At 75.1% G+C, this 18,582-nt stretch carries 19 protein-coding genes; 11 read left to right on the top strand and 8 right to left on the bottom strand.

The features are described 5' to 3' along the window. Positions 1 to 32 precede the first annotated feature (32 nt). Together ACF068_RS21485 and ACF068_RS21480 are read left to right on the top strand one after the other, a co-directional pair. Positions 33 to 572: a hypothetical protein gene (locus tag ACF068_RS21485; RefSeq protein ID WP_392275872.1), complete on the top strand. Its 540-nt coding sequence runs from the start codon at positions 33 to 35 to the stop codon at positions 570 to 572. 346 nt (positions 573 to 918) lie between these two features. Next, positions 919 to 2,121 (top strand): amino acid deaminase/aldolase, encoded by a 1,203-nt coding sequence (locus ACF068_RS21480; RefSeq protein WP_392275871.1) that lies wholly within the window; start codon positions 919 to 921, stop codon positions 2,119 to 2,121. 25 nt (positions 2,122 to 2,146) lie between these two features. Here the strand turns inward: ACF068_RS21480 and ACF068_RS21475 are convergent, their stop codons facing one another. From ACF068_RS21475 to ACF068_RS21460, 4 genes are all read right to left on the bottom strand, one after another. Continuing rightward, a complete protein-coding gene (locus ACF068_RS21475) occupies positions 2,147 to 3,034 on the bottom strand; it encodes a DUF2510 domain-containing protein (RefSeq protein ID WP_392275870.1) in 888 nt (295 codons plus the stop codon). Positions 3,035 to 3,234: 200 nt separating this feature from the next. Then, positions 3,235 to 4,017 (bottom strand): 3-oxoacyl-ACP reductase, encoded by a 783-nt coding sequence (locus ACF068_RS21470; RefSeq protein ID WP_392275869.1) that lies wholly within the window; start codon positions 4,015 to 4,017, stop codon positions 3,235 to 3,237. Between the two features lie 6 nt (positions 4,018 to 4,023). After that, positions 4,024 to 5,388, bottom strand: a complete 1,365-nt coding sequence (locus ACF068_RS21465; protein WP_392275868.1) for an aldehyde dehydrogenase family protein — start codon at positions 5,386 to 5,388, stop codon at positions 4,024 to 4,026. A 10-nt stretch (positions 5,389 to 5,398) separates the two neighbouring features. Next, complete coding sequence (locus ACF068_RS21460; RefSeq protein ID WP_392275867.1) at positions 5,399 to 6,769, bottom strand: glutamine synthetase family protein; 1,371 nt, start codon at positions 6,767 to 6,769, stop codon at positions 5,399 to 5,401. 78 nt (positions 6,770 to 6,847) lie between these two features. Here ACF068_RS21460 and ACF068_RS21455 point away from each other — a divergent pair, with 78 nt between their 5' ends. The 3 genes from ACF068_RS21455 (at position 6,848) to ACF068_RS21445 (ending at position 10,126) form a co-directional block, all read left to right on the top strand. Beyond that, a complete protein-coding gene (locus tag ACF068_RS21455) occupies positions 6,848 to 7,594 on the top strand; it encodes a FadR/GntR family transcriptional regulator (RefSeq protein WP_392275866.1) in 747 nt (248 codons plus the stop codon). Positions 7,595 to 7,770: 176 nt separating this feature from the next. After that, positions 7,771 to 9,249 (top strand): ethanolamine permease, encoded by a 1,479-nt coding sequence (gene eat, locus ACF068_RS21450; protein WP_392275865.1) that lies wholly within the window; start codon positions 7,771 to 7,773, stop codon positions 9,247 to 9,249. A gap of 199 nt (positions 9,250 to 9,448) precedes the next feature. Continuing rightward, positions 9,449 to 10,126, top strand: coding sequence for a gamma-glutamyl-gamma-aminobutyrate hydrolase family protein (locus ACF068_RS21445; protein ID WP_392275864.1), 678 nt, complete (start codon positions 9,449 to 9,451; stop codon positions 10,124 to 10,126). Positions 10,127 to 10,244: 118 nt separating this feature from the next. Here ACF068_RS21445 and ACF068_RS21440 read toward each other — a convergent pair whose 3' ends face one another. After that, positions 10,245 to 11,144 carry a LysR family transcriptional regulator gene (locus ACF068_RS21440; protein WP_392275863.1) on the bottom strand — a complete coding sequence of 300 codons (900 nt, stop codon included), beginning with the start codon at positions 11,142 to 11,144 and terminating at the stop codon, positions 10,245 to 10,247. A gap of 70 nt (positions 11,145 to 11,214) precedes the next feature. On the opposite strand from ACF068_RS21440, the gene ACF068_RS21435 reads away from it, so the two are divergent. Continuing rightward, positions 11,215 to 12,336, top strand: a complete 1,122-nt coding sequence (locus ACF068_RS21435; RefSeq protein WP_392275862.1) for a TDT family transporter — start codon at positions 11,215 to 11,217, stop codon at positions 12,334 to 12,336. Here ACF068_RS21435 and ACF068_RS21430 read toward each other — a convergent pair. Both ACF068_RS21430 and ACF068_RS21425 read right to left on the bottom strand, forming a co-directional pair. Next, the gene (locus ACF068_RS21430) at positions 12,254 to 12,979 is read right to left on the bottom strand and encodes a helical backbone metal receptor (protein ID WP_392275861.1); all 726 of its coding nucleotides are present in this window, start codon (positions 12,977 to 12,979) and stop codon (positions 12,254 to 12,256) included. The genes ACF068_RS21435 and ACF068_RS21430 overlap by 83 nt on opposite strands. Beyond that, complete coding sequence (locus tag ACF068_RS21425) at positions 12,979 to 13,521, bottom strand: helix-turn-helix domain-containing protein (protein ID WP_392275860.1); 543 nt, start codon at positions 13,519 to 13,521, stop codon at positions 12,979 to 12,981. The genes ACF068_RS21430 and ACF068_RS21425 overlap by 1 nt, the downstream gene beginning before the upstream one ends. Positions 13,522 to 13,698: 177 nt before the next feature. On the opposite strand from ACF068_RS21425, the gene ACF068_RS21420 reads away from it, so the two are divergent. Next, the gene (locus ACF068_RS21420) at positions 13,699 to 14,604 is read left to right on the top strand and encodes a 5'-3' exonuclease H3TH domain-containing protein (protein WP_392276056.1); all 906 of its coding nucleotides are present in this window, start codon (positions 13,699 to 13,701) and stop codon (positions 14,602 to 14,604) included. Between the two features lie 49 nt (positions 14,605 to 14,653). After that, positions 14,654 to 15,499: a siderophore-interacting protein gene (locus tag ACF068_RS21415; protein ID WP_392275859.1), complete on the top strand. Its 846-nt coding sequence runs from the start codon at positions 14,654 to 14,656 to the stop codon at positions 15,497 to 15,499. 351 nt (positions 15,500 to 15,850) lie between these two features. On the opposite strand, the gene ACF068_RS21410 is transcribed toward ACF068_RS21415, so the two are convergent. Continuing rightward, positions 15,851 to 16,561, bottom strand: coding sequence for a MerR family transcriptional regulator (locus ACF068_RS21410; protein WP_392275858.1), 711 nt, complete (start codon positions 16,559 to 16,561; stop codon positions 15,851 to 15,853). Positions 16,562 to 16,700: 139 nt separating this feature from the next. Between ACF068_RS21410 and ACF068_RS21405 the strand changes: the two genes are divergently transcribed. The 3 genes from ACF068_RS21405 to ACF068_RS21395 are packed head-to-tail and all read left to right on the top strand — an operon-like array spanning position 16,701 to position 18,551. Then, positions 16,701 to 17,684 (top strand): hypothetical protein, encoded by a 984-nt coding sequence (locus ACF068_RS21405; protein ID WP_392275857.1) that lies wholly within the window; start codon positions 16,701 to 16,703, stop codon positions 17,682 to 17,684. Continuing rightward, positions 17,681 to 18,133: an ABA4-like family protein gene (locus tag ACF068_RS21400; protein ID WP_392275856.1), complete on the top strand. Its 453-nt coding sequence runs from the start codon at positions 17,681 to 17,683 to the stop codon at positions 18,131 to 18,133. Before ACF068_RS21405 ends, ACF068_RS21400 begins: the two co-directional genes overlap by 4 nt. A gap of 4 nt (positions 18,134 to 18,137) precedes the next feature. Further along, entirely contained in the window at positions 18,138 to 18,551 is a 414-nt protein-coding gene (locus tag ACF068_RS21395) for an ADP-ribosylglycohydrolase family protein (protein WP_392275855.1), read from the top strand. Positions 18,552 to 18,582: the final 31 nt, after the last annotated feature.

The following is an 18,582-nucleotide window of genomic DNA, read 5'->3' as shown; positions in this document are numbered from 1 at the left end:
CGGGGTGCGGGGAGGCGGCCCCGGGCCGGGGCGTGAGGTCGACGGCGCCGACGGGCCGCCGCCGGGTGGGCGGCGGGGGCGTCGGCGTCGCGGGCGCCGCCGTCGTGGGCTTCGGCGTCGTGGGCGGTACGGCCCGGGGCGCCGCTCCGGGGGCCGGCGGGGCGGCAGGGGTGGTCGCCTGCTCGCGGACGGGGCGCAACCGGGCGGTCGTCTCGACGGCCCCGGCGGCGGGCGCGGAGGCGGGGACGCGCGGCGCCGTGGCGGGCCCGGGGGCGGCGGTGGTTCCGGGCGTCGGGGCGGGGGCTCGCGGCGCGGAGGCGGGGGCCGGGGCGGCTTCGCGCGCCGGCGCCGGCGCCGGCGCGGGCGTGCGCGGCGCGGAGGCGGGCGCGGGTGCCGGGGCGGGCGCGGTACCGGGGGCCGGAGCGGTGGCGGGCGCGGGCGGCGCGGTGGTGGCGTGGCGGGGCCCGGAGGCGGGTGCCGGAGCGGTTCCGGGGGCGGGGGCCAGGGGGCGCGTAGGGGCGCCGCCGGGTCCCTGGGCCGGAACGGTGCCGGACGCGGTCGGCCGGGTCTGACCGGAACCCGTCGCGGGGCGGGCCGCCGGTGCGGTGGTGGGGCGGGGCGGCGTGACCGGAGCGGTGGCGGACGCGCTCGCCGGGGCGGAACCGGAACCCGGGGCCGACGGCGGTATCGACGGCGGGCGGGGAGTCCGCGTGGCGCCGGGCGAAGGGTGTCGTGCCTCGGTGCTCATCCGCCCCCCTCGGTGTCGTCCGGATCGCCTTGCGGGGCAGGCCCGTTCGTCAGCGCGTGGGTAACTCTACGGGCTGCGCCCGCTCGGACGGGAACGCGGCCGCCGGCCGGGCCGGATCTGACCGGAACGTCCCCCTACCCCCGGGTAGGCGGTTCTGGCAGGCTCTGGCCATGACTCCGCGTGCCGCTGACCGGGCCCGGTACGACCGGGCCACCGCCCATCTCGACGCGCCCCTCGCCGTCGTCGACCTGGAGGCGTTCGACGCCAACGCCGACGATCTCGTCCGCCGGGCCGGCGGCAAGCCGGTACGGGTGGCGAGCAAGTCCGTGCGGTGCCGGGCGCTGCTGGAGCGGGTGCTGGCCAGGGACGGGTTCGCGGGCGTCATGTCGTACACGCTCGCCGAGTCGCTGTGGCTGGCGCGGGCCGGGTTCGACGACGTGCTGCTGGCCTATCCGTCGGCCGACCGCGCCGGGTTCGCCGAGCTCTCGCGGGACGCCAAGCTCGCGGCCGCGGTGACCGTGATGGTGGACGACCCGGCGCAGCTGGACCTGGTCGACGGCGCGCGGGACGGGGGTGCCGAGGAGGTCCGGGTGTGCCTGGAGCTGGACACGTCGCTGCACCTGCTGGGCGGCAGGATCCGGATCGGGGCCCGCCGGTCGCCGCTGCGTACGCCGGCGCAGGTGGCGGAGCTGGCGCGGTCGGTGGCCCGGCGCCCGGGGTTCCGGCTCGTCGGGCTGATGGCGTACGAGGGTCATGTCGCCGGTGTGGGTGACGCCCTCGCCGGCCGGCCGGTGCGGTCGCGGGCGGTGCGGCTGATGCAGGCGGCCGCCCGGCGGGAACTGGCGGTGCGGCGGGCGGCCGTGGTGGCGGCGGTACGGGCGGTGGCGCCGGACCTGGAGTTCGTCAACGGGGGCGGGACGGGGAGCGTCCAGCACACGGCGGCCGAGGACGCGGTGACCGAGGTCGCGGCCGGGTCGGGGCTGTACGTACCGCGTCTGTTCGACGACTACACGTCGTTCCGCGGCCGTCCGGCGGCGCTGTTCGCGCAGCCCGTGGTGCGCCGGCCGGGCATGGGCGTGGTGACGGTGCTGGGGGGCGGGTACCCCGCGTCGGGTGCGGCGGGGGCGGACCGGCTGCCGGTCCCGTACCTCCCGGAGGGGCTGCGGTACGACCCGCGGGAGGGCGCGGGTGAGGTGCAGACCCCGCTGCTGGGCCCGGCCGCCGACGACCTGCTGATCGGCGACAAGGTGTGGTTCCGGCACGCGAAGGCGGGCGAGCTGTGCGAGCGGTTCGACGCGCTGCACCTGATCGAGGGCGACCGGGTCACGGCGACCGTGCCGACCTACCGGGGTGAGGGGCGGACGTTCCTCTGACGGGCCCGGCGGGCGCCCGGCGCGGTCACGGGCCGATGCTGCTGCCCACTCCCCCACCGGTCGAGCTGCCGACGGGCCGGATGCCGGCGGTGATCTCGTCCATCGCCGACAGTGGCGGGGCGCCCGGCCCGGCGGAGAACGCGAACCGCACGATCACGGGTGACTCGCTGCCGAGCGACGAGGGGAAGACCAGGGACTGGACGTAGCCGCCGGGGCCCTGGCCGGTGGTGACCTGCCAGCGGACCAGGTAGCCGGTGCGGCCGGCGACGACCGCGGCCCGTTCGGCCAGCACCTTGTGGGAGCGGATGCCGCCGTAGGGCCGGACGCCGAGGGTGTCCTCCTCGAAGGCACGGTCGGCGGCCCTGGCGATGTCCTCCTCGGCGATGGCCTTGGGGTCGCTGGTGCCGGTGGCCGTGGCGGTGCGGGAGGACACCGTGCCGCGCTTGCAGGTGCGGCTGCTCGCGGCGGGGCACGGGTCGTCGGCGACCGTCGAGACGGTCGGCACGTTGTCGGTGGTGAACTCCGCCTTCTCCCAGCCGTCGAGGACGGGCAGGGTGATGCCGTTGAGCTGGTCGACGACGAGTCCCGGGTCCTCCTGAGGGGAGGTGGCCGGGGCGGGGGGCGGCGACGCGGGCGCGGACGTGACCGGTGGTGGCGTGGGGCTGTTCGCGGCGTCGGCCGGCGGTCCGTCGCCGCCGCCGAGGAGGAGCGCCGCCGCGCCGGCCACCGCCACGCCGGCCAGCGCGACGGCGACGAGGCGGCCGGTCCGCCGCTCCGGGCGCGCGGGGGTCAGGGCGGTGGGGGCGCCGGTGCCGGCGGCGCGGGTGTGCCCGGTCCAGGCGGTGCCGTCCCACCAGTGCTCGACGGCGGGGTCGGCCGGGTCGGGGTACCAGCCGGGTGGCGTCATGCTCATGCGGTCACCTTAGGGGGCGCGCACGGCATCCGGTCGGTCCGGTACGGCGCTCCCGCCGGTCCGGCGCACAAGACCCGGCCGGCGTCGTCCGTCCGTCCCTCACGTGCACGCTCCTGCTCCGCGCCCGGCAGCCGGGCGTCGTGCGCCGCCCGGCTGCCGGGTGGGTGGAGGTGGCCGCGGGGGTGGCCGCGAGGGGTGGGCTAGAGGGGCGTGACGTACGCCCCGGAGATGCCGCCGTCGACGAGGAAGTCGGTGGCGTTGACGAACGACGAGTCGTCGCTCGCGAGGAAGGCGACGGCGGCCGCGATCTCGTCGGCCTCGGCGAAGCGGCCGGCCGGGATGTGCACGAGGCGGCGGGCGGCGCGCTCGGGGTCCTTGGCGAACAGTTCCTGGAGGAGCGGGGTGTTCACCGGCCCGGGGCACAGGGCGTTGACGCGGATGCCCTCGCGGGCGAACTGCACGCCCAGCTCGCGGGACATGGCCAGGACGCCGCCCTTGGAGGCGGTGTACGAGATCTGGCTGGTGGCCGCGCCCATGATGGCGACGAAGGAGGCCGTGTTGATGATGGAGCCCCTGCCCTGGCGCTGCATGTAGGGGATGGCGGCCTTGCAGCACAGGTAGACGGAGGTGAGGTTGACCTCCTGGACCCGCTTCCACGCCTCCAGGCCGGTGGTGAGGATGGAGTCGTCGTCGGGCGGCGAGATGCCGGCGTTGTTGAAGGCGATGTCGACGCTGCCGTAGGTCTCGTACGCGGTCCTGAAGAGCGCCTCGACCTCGTCGGCGTCGGTGACGTCGACGCGTACGAAGGTGCCGCCGACCTCGTCGGCCGCCGCCTTGCCCGCCCGCTCGTCGATGTCGCCGCAGACGACGTGGGCGCCCTCGGCGGCGAGGCGGCGGGCCGCGGCGAGGCCGATGCCGCTGCCGGCGCCGGTGATGACGGCGGTACGGCCGGTGAGGCGGCGGCACACAGGGGTTTCGGTCATGGTGGGTCAGGCCTCCGTACTGATGAAGACGTTCTTGGTTTCGGTGAAGGCGGTGAGGGCGTCGGGGCCGAGTTCGCGGCCGAGGCCGGACTGCTTGTAGCCGCCGAACGGGGTCCAGTAGCGGACGCTGGAGTGGGAGTTGACGGAGAGGTTCCCGGCCCGGACGGCGCCGGAGACACGCAGGGCGCGGCCGATGTCCCGGGTCCAGACGGAGCCGGACAGGCCGTACTCGGTGGCGTTGGCGAGCCGGATCGCGTCGGCCTCGTCGTCGAAGGGGAGGACGGCGGCGACGGGGCCGAAGACCTCTTCGACGGCGGCGGGCGCGTCGGGCGCGAGGCCGGTGAGGACGGTGGGCGGGAACCAGAAGCCGGGGCGTTCGGGGGCCTTGCCGCGGATGCCTTCCGCGTCGTCGGGGACGTACGACCGGACCCGGTCGAGCTGGGCGCGGGAGATGAGGGGGCCCATCTGCGTCCTCTCGTCGGACGGGTCGCCGACGACGATCTCCTCGATGGCGGGCGCCAGCAGCTCCAGGAAGCGGTCGTACACGGCGCGCTGGACCAGGATGCGGGTGCGGGCGCAGCAGTCCTGTCCGGAGTTGTCCAGGAAGGACATGGGGGTGGCGGCGGCCGCGGCCTCGATGTCGGCGTCGGCGAAGACGATGTTGGGGCTCTTGCCGCCGAGTTCCAGCGTCACGCGTTTCACCCGGGCGGCGCACTTGGCCATGATGGCCTTGCCGACCCGTGTCGAGCCGGTGAAGACGATCTTGGCGACGCCGGGGTGCTCGACGAGGGCGTCGCCGGTGACGGGCCCGGCGCCCGGCAGCACCTGGAACAGGTGCTCGGGGAGGCCGGCCTCCAGGGCGAGTTCGGCGAGGCGGAGCGCGGTGAGCGGGGTGGTCTCGGCGGGCTTGAGGACGACCGCGTTGCCGGCCGCGAGGGCGGGGGCGGTGCCCCAGGCGGCGATCGGCATGGGGAAGTTCCACGGCGCGATCACGCCGATGACGCCGAGGGGTTCGAGGACGGTGATGTCGAGGCCGCCGGGGACGGGGATCTGCCGGCCGTTGAGGCGCTCGACACCGCCGGCCGCGTAGTCGAGGAGGTCGCGGACGTTGCCGGCCTCCCAGCGGGCGTTGCCGAGGGTGTGGCCGGCCTCGCGGACCTCCAGGCGGGCCAGTTCCTCGACGTGCTCGTCGACGACGGCGGCGAAGCGGCGCAGCAGGCGGGCGCGGTCGGCGGGGGCCGCCGCCGCCCACCCCCGCTGGGCGGCGGCGGCACGGGTGACGGCCGCGTCGACGTCGGCCGGGGTGGCGGCCGGGACGGTCGCGACGACCTCTTCGGTGGCGGGGTCGAGTACGAGGTGCTCGGTGGTCACGACAGGGGCCTCACATGCGTTCGAAGGAGCGGCGCAGCTCCCAGTCGGTCACCGCGGCGTCGAAGGCCTCCAGCTCGACCCGCGCCATGTTGCGGTAGTGGGCGACGACCTCGTCCCCGAAGGCGGCCTTGGCGATGGGGCTGCTCTCCCACAGTTCGGCGGCCTCGCGCAGGGTGGTGGGGACGTGGTCGTAGTCGGCGGCGTACGCGTTGCCGTCGCACGGCTCGGGGAGCTCCAGCTCCTGTTCGATGCCGTACAGGCCGGCCGCGACCAGGCCGGCGACGGCGAGGTGCGGGTTGACGTCGCCGCCGGGGAGGCGGTTCTCGAAGCGCATCGAGCGGCCGTGGCCGACGACCCGGAGGGAACAGGTGCGGTTGTCGTACCCCCAGGCGACGGCCGTCGGCGCGAAGGAGCCGGGCTGGAAGCGCTTGTAGGAGTTGATGTTGGGGGCGTAGAGCAGGGAGAAGTCGCGCAGCGCGGCGAGCTGTCCGGCGAGGAAGTGCCGCATGACCCGTGACATCCCTCCCGGTCCGTCGCCCGCCATGACGCTGTGTCCGGCCTCGTCGATGGACTGGAGGGACAGGTGGATGTGGCAGGAGTTGCCCTCGCGCTCGTTGTACTTCGCCATGAAGGTGAGCGAGACGCCCTCCTGGGCGGCGATCTCCTTGGCGCCGGTCTTGTAGATGGCGTGCTGGTCGCAGGTGACCAGGGCCTCGTCGTACTTGAACGCGATCTCGTGCTGGCCCGGGTTGCACTCGCCCTTGGCGGACTCGACGGTCAGCCCGGCGGCGGCCATCTCGTTGCGGATGCGGCGCAGCAGGGGTTCGATGCGGCCGGTGCCGAGGACGGAGTAGTCGATGTTGTACTGGTTCGCCGGGGTGAGGTCGCGGTAGTCGGCGTTCCAGGCCTGCTCGTAGGTGTCCTTGAAGACGATGAACTCGAGCTCGGTGCCGACGTGGGCGGTGTAGCCGTGTTCGGCGAGCCGTTCGAGCTGGCGGCGCAGGATCTGGCGGGGCGCGGCGACGACCGGTGAGCCGTCGTTCCAGGCGAGGTCGGCGATGAGCATCGCGGTGCCGTCGTTCCAGGGGACCCGGCGCAGGGTGGTCAGGTCCGGGCGCATGGCGAAGTCGCCGTAGCCCTTGGCCCAGGAGGACATGTCGTAGCCCTCGACGGTGTTGAGCTCGACGTCGACGGCGAGGAGGTAGTTGCAGCCCTCGGTGCCGTGCTCCAGCACGTCGTCGAGGAAGAAGGGTGCGGCGAACCGCTTGCCCTGGAGCCGCCCTTGCATATCGGGGAAGGCCAGGACCACTGTGTCGATCTCACCGCTCGCGACGAGGGCACGCAGTTCCTCGACGTCGAGCGGGGGTTTGCGGTCTGCCACGGGATTGCTCCTCCTTCGGTCAGCCGGGAGCCATAAGGTATTGCGGAAGACCATTGCTTGGGAAGGGGAAACGGCGAGGTGGCGAAGAAGAGCCCGGGCGGCGAACCCGGGGACCGGTTGGCACCCGTGCTGCGGCCGGTGCGCGCGGGCAACGGCTTCGAGGAGGCGCTGGAGCAGATCCTCCAGGTCGTACGGCTGGGTCTGGTGCCCGGCGGCGAGCGGCTGCCCGCCGAGCGGGAGCTGGCCGACCGGATGGGGATCAGCCGGGTGACGCTGCGCGAGGTGCTCAAGGTGCTCCAGGAGCAGGGCCTGGTGGAGAGCCGGCGCGGCCGCTACGGCGGAACGTTCGTGCTGCACCGGGACCGGGCGCCCGGCGACTCCGGCGAGGCGGAGCTGCGGCGGCGCATCGCGTCGGTCGACGTCGAGGACACGCTGCGGTTCCGCGAGGTGCTGGAGGTCGGCGCGGCGGGGCTGTGCGCGGCGCACGGGCTGACCGAGGAGGGCGCCGAACGGCTGCGCACGGCGCTGCGGGCCACGCACGACGCCCCGCTGGAGGAGTACCGGCGCCAGGACACGCTGCTGCACCTGACGCTCGCCGAACTGTCCGGCTCGCCCACACTGACGGCCCAGTACGCGGCCGTGCGGGCGTCGGTCAACGACCTGCTGGACTGCATCCCGCTGCTCGTGCGCAACCTGGAGCACTCGCAGCACCAGCACACCGCACTGGTGGAGGCCGTCCTGGAGGGCGACGCGGACGCGGCGCGCGAGGTGATGCGGGAGCACTGCGCGGGTACGGCGGCGCTGCTGCGCGGGTTCCTGACGTGACGGGGCGCGGGCCGGGGCGGGCGACCACGGGCGGCGGGGGGCGGGCGGCCACCGGGGGCGGACCGGGCCGTCGGCGTAACCCGAAAGTAACGCACGGGTCTTGCGCTCCCGCCCGCCCACCGCAAAGGTATGGGTCCATTCCATTGGGCCCCGACCGACACGGGAGCACGGCTGCCATGACGCTGGAAGAAACCAAGGACACACCCGGACCGGCGGACTCCGGCTCCGACTCCGGATCCGGCTCCGAATCCGACGACTATCTGCGGCGCCGGGCGCTGCGGCAGGGCAGCGCCGGCTGGCTGCTGCTCACCGGGCTCGGAGTGGGGTACGTCGTCTCCGGCGACTTCTCCGGCTGGAACATCGGCCTCTCCGAGGGCGGCTTCGGCGGGCTGGCGACGGCGACCGTGCTGATGGGCGTGATGTACGCCTGTCTCGTCTACGCCCTCGCCGAACTGTCCGCCATCCTGCCGGCCGCCGGCGGCGGCTACGGCTTCGCCCGCCGGGCGCTCGGCACCTGGGGCGGGTTCCTCACCGGGACGGCCATCCTCATCGAGTACATCCTCGCCCCGGCCGCCATCTCGATCTTCATCGGCGACTACGTCGAATCCCTCGGCCTGTTCGGCCTGGAGTCCGGCTGGCCCGTCTACCTGGCCTGCTTCGTGATCTTCATCGGTATCCACCTGTGGGGCGTCGGCGAGGCGCTGCGCTTCAGCCTGGTCGTGACCGCCGTCGCGGTGGCCGCCCTGCTGATCTTCGCGGCCGGCGCCCTCACCGAGTTCCACACGGACGGGCTGAACGACATCCCGGCCGACCCCACGGCGTTCGGGGCGAACTCCTGGCTGCCGTACGGGCTGCTCGGCATCTGGGCGGCCTTCCCGTTCGGGATGTGGTTCTTCCTGGGGGTCGAGGGCGTGCCGCTCGCCGCCGAGGAGGCCAAGGACCCGGTGCGCTCGATGCCCCGGGCGCTGTCGCTGTCGCTGATGGTCCTGGTGCTGCTGGCGGTGCTGACGTTCTTCGCCTCGACGGGTGTCCGCGGCTCGGCCGCCATCCAGGACGCTGGCAACCCGCTGGTGGTGGCCCTCCAGGGGGACGGGGACCCGACGGCGCTGAGCCGGTTCGTCAACTACGCGGGGCTGGCGGGGCTGGTGGCCTCGTTCTTCTCACTCATCTACGCCGGTTCGCGGCAGCTCTTCGCCCTCTCCCGGGCCGGGTACCTGCCCCGGTTCCTGTCGCTGACCAGCCGCCGCAAGTCCCCGTACCTGGGGCTGCTGATCCCGGGCGCGATCGGGTTCGCGCTGGCGGCCGGGACCGGGAACGGGGCGCGGATGCTGAACATCGCGGTGTTCGGCGCCACCATCAGCTACGCACTGATGGCGCTGTCCCACATCGTGCTGCGGCGCCGCGAGCCGGAGCTGCCCCGCCCGTACCGTACGCCCGGCGGGATCGTCACCTCTTCGGTCGCCTTCGTGCTGGCGCTGTCGGCGCTGGTGGCGACGTTCCTGGTGGACAAGGACGCCGCGTTCATGGCGCTGGGGGTCTACGCGGTCGCCCTGGCGTACTTCGCCTTCTACAGTCGGCACCGTCTCGTCGCCAACGCGCCCGAGGAGGAGTTCGCGGCCCTGGCCGCGGCCGAGGCCGAACTCACCCGCGACTGAGCCCGTGTCCGGGACCGGGACGGGACCGGACCCGGGACCGGGGCTGGAACCGGGACCGGGGCCGGGGCTGGAACCGGGACCGGGGCCGGGGCTGGAACCGGGACCGGGGCCGGAACCGGGGCTGGAACCGGAACCAGGACCGGGACGGGAAGCGCTCCCGGCGCCCGGCGCCCGGACCGAGACAGAGAGGAACCACACCGTGCCGAAGCCGCTCATCGGCGTCACGACCTACCTGAACCCCGCCCGGTGGGGCGTGTGGGAGCTGCCCGCCGCGCTCCTCCCGGAGGCGTACCCCCGTCTGGTCCGGGCCGCGGGCGGCATCGCCGTGATGCTCCCGCCGGACGCGCCGTCCGTCGCCGCCGATGTGGTCGCCCGCCTCGACGGGCTCGTCGTCGCGGGCGGCGCCGACGTCGACCCCGAGCGGTACGGGGCCGAGCGCGACCCGCGCACCGGCCCGCCGGCGGCGGCGCGGGACGCCTGGGAGCTCGCGCTCATCGGGGCGGCGCTGGCGGCGGACACGCCGCTCCTGGGCATCTGCCGCGGCATGCAACTGCTGAACGTGGCCCTCGGCGGCACGCTGGTCCAGCACCTGGACGGGCACACCGGCGGGGTCGGCGTGTTCGACGCCCACACGGTGAAGCCGGTTCCGGGGACGCGGTACGCCGCGCTCGTCGGCGAGGCGACGGCGGTCCCCACCTACCACCACCAGGCCGTGGACCGGCTGGGCGAGGGCCTGATCCCCTCGGCGCACGCCGAGGACGGCACCGTGGAGGCGGTCGAACTGCCGGGTGCCCCGTGGGTGCTGGGCGTGCAGTGGCACCCCGAGATGGGCGACGACCCGCGGGTCATGGAGGGCCTGGTCCGGGCCTCCTCGTGACGAGCCCGTCCGGGCGGCCCGGGCGGCGTTGCCAGGGGGTGCCCCGACGATCTGGCCGGATCGGCGCGAGGTGCGGTGGCGGACGCCGAGAGCCCGGCAAGATCGGCGCGACTGCCCCCTAGCCCCGCGCCAGGGACAGCAGGTCGCGGGCCGGGCCGGTGGGGAGGGGGCCCGTCGGCCAGACGGCGCGGAGGGCGCGGCGGAGGTGGACGCCCTCCACGGGGACCTCCACCAGGCGCCGCGAGGACAGCTCCTCGGTGACGGCCAGTTCGCTGAGCACCGCCGGTCCCGCCCCGCTGACCGCCGCGCCCTTCACGGCGGTCGTCGAGGCCAGCTCCATCAGGGGGTCGGCCAGCCCGCCGTACTCGGCGAGCGCGGCGTCCAGGACCTGGCGGGTGCCCGAGCCGTACTCGCGCAGCACCAGCGGGGTGGCCGCCAGTTCCGCGGGGGTCAGCGGGGCGCGGCGGCGGGCCCACCGGTGGGAGGGCGCCGTGACGACCACCAGGCGGTCGTGGGCGACCACCGCCGCGTCCAGGCCCTCCGGAACGGTGAGGCCCTCGACGTACCCCAGGTCCGCCTCCCCGGCGAGCAGCCCGGCGGCGACGTCGGTCGAGTTGCCGGCCCATAGCGACACCGCCGTGTCGGGGCGCTCGGCCCGCAGCGCGATGAGCCAGCCGGGCAGCAGGTACTCGGCGATCGTCATGGACGCGGCGACCCGCAGCCGCGAGTCGCGCCGGTCGCGCAGCGCCTGGGCCCCGGCGTCGAACGCCTCCGCCGCCTCGACGATCCGCCGCGCCCAGTCGGTGACCAGGGTGCCCGCGTCGGTGAGCCGGGACCCGCGCGGGGAGCGGTCCACCAGGGCGACCCCCAGTTGGCGTTCCATGGAGCGGACGCGGCTGCTGGCGGCGGGCTGGGTGATCCCGACCTCGCGCGCGGCGCGGCCCAGGCTGCCGTGCCGGGCGACGGCCAGCAGCAGTTCCAGGGCCCCGAGGTCGGGAACGCGGTGCGCGAGAGTCATAACCCCAGTTTATGTGGCCATAGGACAGTGATCTCTGGTGAGGGGCATCCCCGGGACACAGGGTGGTGCCATGGCAACCCTCGCGCAGCACCGTGTCCCGATCACCCGCGCTCCCCGCGCCACGGCCGTCCGGCACCTCGGGCCCAACTGGTACGCGACGGTGATGGGCACCGCGATCGTCGCCAACGCGGGCGCCGCGCTTCCCGCCCCCGTGCCGGGGCTGCGTACCGCCTGCGCCGCCGTCTGGGCGCTGTCCCTGGTGCTGCTGCTCACCCTGCTCGCGGCGCGGGCGCTGCACTGGACGCACCACCGGGACCAGGCCCGGACGCACCTCCTGGATCCCGCCGTCGCCCCGTTCTACGGGTGCCTGGCCATGGCCCTGGTGGCGGTCGGGGGCGGGGCGCTCGTGGTCGGCGTGGACTGGATCGGGCCGGGTGCCGCGCTGGCCCTCGACGCGGTCCTGTTCACGGCCGGGACGGTGATCGGGCTGACGGTCGCGGTGGCGGTCCCGTACCTGATGGTGGTGCGCCATGACACCGGTCCGGCCTCACCGGTGTGGCTGCTGCCCGTCGTGGCGCCCATGGTGTCCGCGGCGCTCGGCCCCCTCCTGGTGCCGCACCTGCCGCCCGGCCAGTGGCAGCGGACCCTGCTGACCGCCTGTTACGGGATGTTCGGGCTGAGCCTGCTGGCGACCCTGGTGGTGCTGCCGCTGGTCTTCGGGCGGCTGGTGACCGGCGGCCCGCTGCCGCTGGCCATGACGCCGACGCTGTTCCTGGTCCTCGGGCCGCTGGGCCAGTCCGCGACGGCGGCGAACAACCTCGCCGGCGCGGTGCCGGCCGGCGTGCCGTACGCCGCCGGCCTGGCCGTGCTGTATGGCGTGCCCGTGATGGGCTTCGCGCTGATGTGGCTGGCGCTGGCCGGGGCGGTGGTGCTGCGGGCGCGTCGCCGGGGCATGCCGTTCGCGATGACCTGGTGGGCGTTCACGTTCCCGGTCGGTACGTGCGTGACGGGCGCGGAGGGGCTGGCGCGGCACACCGGGCTCGCCGTCCTGGGGTGGCTGGCGGTCGGCCTGTACGCGCTGCTGGTGGCGGCATGGCTGACGGCGGCCGTCAGGACGGCCCGTGGACTGGCCGCCGGAGAGCTGCTCGCAGCGACTCCGGTGCCGCGGCCAGCGACGGCCCGTACCACGTGAGGTGCCGTCCGTCGACGAGCGCGGCGGGGATGCCGTCGAACGCCTCGGGCCCGTCGTCGGCGGTGAACCGGTACGGCTCGTCCGGCAGGACGACCAGGTCGGGCCCGGCGGCGCGCAGCTCGTCGAGGGGCACGCGCGGGTAGCGCTCGGGGTGGTCCGCGTACACGTTGACGACGCCGAGGCGGGCCAGCAGGTCGCCCGCGAAGGTGTCGCGGCCCAGCACCATCCAGGGGCGGCGCCAGACGGGCACGACGGCCGTGCGGCGCGGACCGGGCGTGACCGCCGCCCAGGCCTCCCGCGCCGCCTCCAGCCAGTGCGGCCGCTCCGGCACCCCGCAGGCGCGCAGCACCCGGTCCAGCTCCGGGAAGGCCTGGTCCAGGTCGCGGACCTCGGTGACCAGGACGTCGATCCCGGCGGCGCGCAGGGCGGCCAGGTCGGGGGCCCGGTTCTCCTCCTCGTTGGCGACGACGAGGTCGGGGCGGAGGGCGACGACCGCCGCGACGTCCGGGTTCTTGGTGCCGCCGATACGGGTGACGTCGAGTCCGGCGGGGTGGGTGCACCAGTTCGTGGCACCGACCAGCAGTCCCGGGGCCGTGACGGCGACGGCCTCGGTGAGGGAGGGCACCAGCGACACGACCCGCATCAGGCGGAGGTCTCGATGTGCTCGGCGACGGACACGACCAGGACCCGGGTGTGCGGGTCGCCGGCCCGCCAGCGGTGCCGGACGCCCCCGGAGAGGTAGAGGGTGTCGCCGCGCTCCAGCCGGTACGCCTGCCCCTCGGCCTCCACCTGGGCGGTGCCGTCGGCGACGTACAGCATGGCGTCGTTGCGCAGCACGAGTTCCCGCCCCGCGTCGTGCTCGCCGGTGAACTCCTCGGCGTGCATCTGGTGCTGGCCGCGCACCAGCGCCCGCGCGCCGGGGCGGCCGGGATCGTCCGCGGCGCGTACGACGTCGACGGTGCGTGCCGGGTCGGCGGCGTCGAGCAGCGCCACGGTGGTGGTCTCCAGGGCGTCGGCGATCTGCTGGAGGGAGCGCTCGCTGGGCCGGGCGCGCTCGTTCTCGATCTGGCTGAGGAAGGGCACGGACAGCCCGCTCCGCGCGGCGACCGCGGCGAGGGTGAGCGCCATGGCTCTTCGCCTCCTGCGGACGGCCACGCCCACCCGGAGCGTCTCCTTCTCGTCCATGTCTCGGCTCCCTCCCTCTGCGACCACCTTACGCAGCGGCGGTACCACCGAGTAGCGCAACGGTAGGGAAAGGCGCGAAGCGGCGGGCCCCGGGGGACGTGTGCTCCGCGCGGGCCCGTCGCGGACGCCCGGCTGTCAGTGGGGTGGGGCATGATCGGAGGCGTGACGCGACGCCTGATGCTCCTCGACTCCGCCTCCCTGTACTTCCGCGCCTACTTCGGGGTCCCCGACTCCGTCCGGGCGCCGGACGGCACGCCGGTCAACGCCGTGCGCGGACTGCTGGACTTCATCGCCCGGCTGGTCCAGGACCGGCGGCCGGACGACCTGGTCGCCTGCATGGACGCGGACTGGCGGCCGGCCTGGCGGGTGGAGCTGATCCCGTCGTACAAGGCGCACCGGGTGGCCGAGGAGACGGAGGTGGGGCCGGACGAGGAGGAGGTCCCGGACACGCTGTCGCCCCAGGTGCCGGTGATCGAGGCGGTGCTGGACGCCCTGGGGATCGCCCGGGTGGGTGTGGCGGGGTACGAGGCGGACGACGTCATCGGGACGCTGGCCGGGCGGGCGGCGGGGCCGGTGGACATCGTGACCGGCGACCGGGACCTGTACCAGCTTGTGGACGACGCCCGGGGCGTGCGGGTGCTGTACCCGCTCAAGGGCGTCGGCACGCTCCAGGTCACGGACGAGGCGTGGCTGCGCGGCAAGTACGGGGTGGGCGGGCCGGGGTACGCGGACCTGGCGCTGCTGCGCGGCGACCCGAGCGACGGGCTGCCGGGCGTGCCGGGCATCGGCGAGAAGACGGCGGCCAAGCTGCTGGACACGTACGGGGACCTGGCCGGGATCATGGCGGCGGTGGACGATCCGGCGTCGAAGCTGACGCCCGCGCAGCGGAGGCGGCTGGACGAGGCCCGGGACTACGTGGCGGTGGCCCCGAAGGTCGTACGGGTCGCCGGGGACGTGCCCCTGCCGGAGTTCGACCCCGCGCTGCCGTCCGGCCCGCGCGACCCCGCGGGCCTGGAACGGCTGGCGGAGCGGTGGGGGCTGGGCGGTTCGCTGGACCGGCTCCTCGTCACGCTTCGCGGATGAGGTGTTAACTTAGGTATACCTAAGCAACCACGTCCCCCGGGAGACCACTGTGGCGGAACAGCCGGCTCGCAAGGCACCCCAGGCGCGAGAGGCGCGCGTCGTGCACACCGAGCGGATCACGCCGCACATGGTGCGCATCGTGCTGGGCGGTGACGGGCTGGACGACTTCCCGGCGGACGAGTTCACGGACCATTACGTCAAGCTGCTCTTCCCGGCGCCCGGCGTGACGTACCCGGAGCCGTTCGACATGGCGCGGATCCGCGAGGAGTTCCCGCGTGAGCAGTGGCCCACCACCCGGACGTACACGGTCCGGGCGTGGGACCCGGCCCAGCGGGAGCTGACCCTGGACTTCGTCGTGCACGGCGACGAGGGCCTGGCCGGCCCGTGGGCGGCGCGCGCCCGGGTGGGCGAGACCGTGCGCTTCCTCGGGCCGGGCGGCGGGTACGCGCCGGACCCCGCGGCGGACTGGCACCTGCTGGTGGGCGACGAGAGCGCGCTGCCCGCCATCGCCGCCTCGCTGGAGCGGCTGCCGGAGGACGCGGTGGGCCACGCCCTCGTCGAGGTCGAGTCCCCCGACGAGGAGCAGAAGATCGCGGTGCCGTCCGGCGTGGAGCTGCGCTGGATCCACCGCGGCGCGGCCCCGGTCGGCGACGCGCTCCTCGCGGCGGTCCGGGCGCTGGACTTCCCGCCCGGCGACGTGCACGCCTTCGTCCACGGCGAGGCCGGCTTCGTCAAGGAGCTGCGCCGCCACCTCCGCCTGGAGCGCCAGGTGCCGCGCGAGCGCCTGTCCATCTCCGGCTACTGGCGCCTGGGCCAGACGGACGAGGCCTGGCGCGCGGTCAAGCGCGACTGGAACGCCCAGGTGGAGCGCGAACAGGAATCCCCCGCCGCCTGACCCCCCGGGCCCCGGCCCCTTACCGGATCAGGCTCCCGCGGGCGCTCGCCGCGTGACACCGACCGCGCCGGGCGCCCGGCACCGCCCCGGCAGCCTCACGCGAGCGCCCGCGGCCCCACGCGGCCGCCGCGGCCGCCGGCACCTCCCGAGGGCGCCCCGCGGTCCCACCCGACCGCCCGTCCGCCGGCACCGCGCGCGGGCGCCCCTCGGCCTCACACGACCGCCCGCCGGCACCGCGCCCAACCGCCCCGCCCGACACCGCGTCCGGCAGCCCGGCGCGGCCGCCCCGGCCCGTCGGCACCGGGCGCGGGCAACCTCGCGGCGGCCCGGGCGCGGTGCGACCCGGGCCGGTCACTCCCCCGCCCGCGCCCCCGGCGCCACCCCGTCACCGGCGTGGCCGGCGGCGTCGGCCACGCCGAGGACCCGGTCCCCGTCCCCGTCCCCGTACGCGCGGGCCGAGGCGTCCACATGGGCCAGGCGGCGCAAGGACGAGAGGACCGCGTCGCCCAGCACCGTGCCGATGACCGCGCATTCGACGACCTCCTCGCGCTTGACGTTGCGGGCCACCCACGCCAGGTCGGCGGCGGCCACCTTCTCGGCGGCGTCCGCGTAGGCGTCCAGCAGCTCCACGAACGACCCGTGCCCCAGGCGCCGGAGCGCGGCGATGGCCCCCGCGAGCGACTCGGCGTGGGGGCCATCGGTGTACACGTGCCAGCCCCGGCGCGTGATGAACTCCGCCGCCGTGGCGCGCGCCGCCTCCATGTCCTCGTCGGCCTCGCCCGCGTGCCGGGGCGTGAGGCGGTCGGCGGCCTCACCGAGCATCTCGTGCACCGGCCGGCCGTCGTCGTCGACCGCGTCGAGCACCTCCCGGATGGCGGCCACCGACAGGCCGCCCACGTCCAGCAGAGCCCGGATCAGCCGCAGTCTGCGCTCGTGGAGCGTGTCGTAGCTGGCCTGGTTCGGGCTGGTCAGCCGGCCCGCCGGGAGGAGTCCCTCCCGTACGTAGTACTTGATCGTCGGCACCGCGACCCCGGTCCTGCGGCTCAACTCACCGATACGCACGCGGCGTTCACCCTCTTCGTTTCCGGCTCACCCTTGCCAACGCAACCTCCATCATAGATAGTCTCACTATCAGATAGCAGACAGTGCCGCTATCCATACATGTCCCGGCCGTGGCCGTCACACAGGGGGATCCAGAAGCATGTCCGTCTTCCGTCGACTCGCCGGTCTCCACCGGCCGCTGACGCTCTTCTCCGGCGCGATGATGGTGCTCGCCGTCGTCTCCGCGGCCGGTCTCGCCGTCGACGACCGCGTCCTGGTGGGCGCGCCGATCTGGGCGAAGCCGCTCAAGTTCACCCTCTCCCTCACCGCCTACTGCTTGTCCCTGGCCTGGATGCTGTCGCTGCTCCCCCGCTTCCGGCGGGCCGGCTGGTGGGCGGGGACCGTCGTCGCGGCGGCGGGCGCCGTGGAGATGGCCGTGATCACCGGCCAGGTGATCCGGGGCAGGCGCAGCCACTTCAACGTCGGGACCGCTTTCGACGCCGGGCTGTACGAGATCATGGCGGTGACCATCGTGATCCTGTGGACCGCCACGCTCACCCTCGCCGTGCTCCTCTTCCGCACCCGGCTCGTGGATCGGGCCTCCACCTGGGCCATCCGTCTGGGCACGGCGCTCGCCCTGGCCGGCACGGGGCTCGGCTTCCTGATGACGCAGCCGACGCCCGAGCAGAAGCCGGACTCCACGACCGTCGGCGCGCACAGCGTCGGAGTCCCGGACGGCCGCCCCGGCATGCCGCTCACCGGCTGGTCGACCACCGGCGGCGACCTGCGGATCCCGCACTTCGTGGGCATGCACGCCCTGCAACTGCTCCCGCTGCTGGTCCTCGTCCTCGTCACCCTGGCCCCGCGTTTCCGCCGGCTCCACGACGAACGGGTCCGGACCCGCCTGGTACTGGTCGCGTCGGCGGCGTACGCGGCGGTGCTGGCCCTGCTCACCTGGCAGGCGCTGCGCGGTCAGCCGCTGGTCCACCCCGACGGTGCGACGCTCATCGCGGCGGCCCTGATCCTCGCCCTCACCGCGGCGGCGACCTGGGTGGCGCTGCGCCGCTCCACGCCCGCCCCGGCCGCCGGCACCACCCCGTCACCCGCTCCCGCCCCCTCGGCACACCCGGAGCACGCGGCATGACCGTCCTCCTCTTCGAGCTGTCCTTCTTCCTGGCCGCCCCGGTCTGGCTGCTGATGATCCTGGCGCCCAACTGGTCCCGGACGGCCCGGATCGCCGCCTCGCCCTGGACCGTCGTCCCGATCCTGCTGGTCTACCTCGGCCTCGCCGTACCGGTGTTCCCCGAGCTGTGGACCGCCGTCCGCGAGCCGGACCTGGAGACGTTCCGCGCCCTGACCGCACTCTCCGGCGGCGCGGGCGCGATCTGGGCGCAGGTCATCGCGTGGGACCTGCTGATCGGCCAGTGGATGTTCCTCCAGGCCCGGCGCCTCGGTCTGCACCCGCTGGTGACCGGACCGCTGCTGGTCCTGACGATCCTGCTCTCCCCTGTCGGGCTGCTGCTCTTCCTGGCCGTCCGGGCGGCGGCCCGCCGGAGCGCGCCGCCCCGCCCCGGCGGGCCGGCCGTACGCTGACCCCATGCCAACCCCCGACCGTCACGGCCGTGTTGCCGGTACCGTCCTGGGCTCGGCCGTCGGAGACGCGCTCGGCGCCCCCTTCGAGTTCGGCCCGCCGGGCGTCTACTCGGCGCGCTTCCCGGACGGGAGGGGCGCGATGTGCGGGGGCGCCGGCTGGGACCCGGGCGAGGCCACGGACGACACGCAGATGGCCGAGGACGCCCTGGCCGCCGCGATCGACCTGGGCGGTGACACCGATACCGTCGCGGCCGTCACGGGCACGCTGGCGGGCGCGGTGTACGGGGCGGGGGCGATCCCCGACCGCTGGACGGCCGCCCTGCATGTGCCCCTGCCGGGCCACGGCGACCGGGTGCTGCGGGTCGCGGAGCTCACCGCGCTGGCCGGGGCCCTCGCGGCGGGCCCCCGTCAGGGGTGACCTGAGCCCGGAGCGCGTCAGGGCCCGGCCG

This window comes from Streptomyces sp. NPDC016309, assembly GCF_043077235.1.
GTDB lineage: Bacteria > Actinomycetota > Actinomycetes > Streptomycetales > Streptomycetaceae > Streptomyces.
Note: the sequence above shows the minus strand (reverse complement) of the source record. Positions and strands in the feature narration are given on the sequence as shown.

What these genes read in the sequence shown, in the direction of transcription:
- ACF068_RS21480 (WP_392275871.1), top strand. Translation starts at nt 919, where the DNA reads ATGACTCCGCGTGCCGCTGACCGGGCCCGGTACGACCGGGCCACCGCC.
- ACF068_RS21475 (WP_392275870.1), bottom strand. Translation starts at nt 3,034, where the DNA reads ATGAGCATGACGCCACCCGGCTGGTACCCCGACCCGGCCGACCCCGCC.
- ACF068_RS21470 (WP_392275869.1), bottom strand. Translation starts at nt 4,017, where the DNA reads ATGACCGAAACCCCTGTGTGCCGCCGCCTCACCGGCCGTACCGCCGTC.
- eat (WP_392275865.1), top strand. Translation starts at nt 7,771, where the DNA reads ATGACGCTGGAAGAAACCAAGGACACACCCGGACCGGCGGACTCCGGC.
- ACF068_RS21440 (WP_392275863.1), bottom strand. Translation starts at nt 11,144, where the DNA reads ATGACTCTCGCGCACCGCGTTCCCGACCTCGGGGCCCTGGAACTGCTG.
- ACF068_RS21435 (WP_392275862.1), top strand. Translation starts at nt 11,215, where the DNA reads ATGGCAACCCTCGCGCAGCACCGTGTCCCGATCACCCGCGCTCCCCGC.
- ACF068_RS21430 (WP_392275861.1), bottom strand. Translation starts at nt 12,979, where the DNA reads ATGCGGGTCGTGTCGCTGGTGCCCTCCCTCACCGAGGCCGTCGCCGTC.
- ACF068_RS21425 (WP_392275860.1), bottom strand. Translation starts at nt 13,521, where the DNA reads ATGGACGAGAAGGAGACGCTCCGGGTGGGCGTGGCCGTCCGCAGGAGG.
- ACF068_RS21420 (WP_392276056.1), top strand. Translation starts at nt 13,699, where the DNA reads ATGCTCCTCGACTCCGCCTCCCTGTACTTCCGCGCCTACTTCGGGGTC.
- ACF068_RS21405 (WP_392275857.1), top strand. Translation starts at nt 16,701, where the DNA reads ATGTCCGTCTTCCGTCGACTCGCCGGTCTCCACCGGCCGCTGACGCTC.
- ACF068_RS21400 (WP_392275856.1), top strand. Translation starts at nt 17,681, where the DNA reads ATGACCGTCCTCCTCTTCGAGCTGTCCTTCTTCCTGGCCGCCCCGGTC.
- ACF068_RS21395 (WP_392275855.1), top strand. Translation starts at nt 18,138, where the DNA reads ATGCCAACCCCCGACCGTCACGGCCGTGTTGCCGGTACCGTCCTGGGC.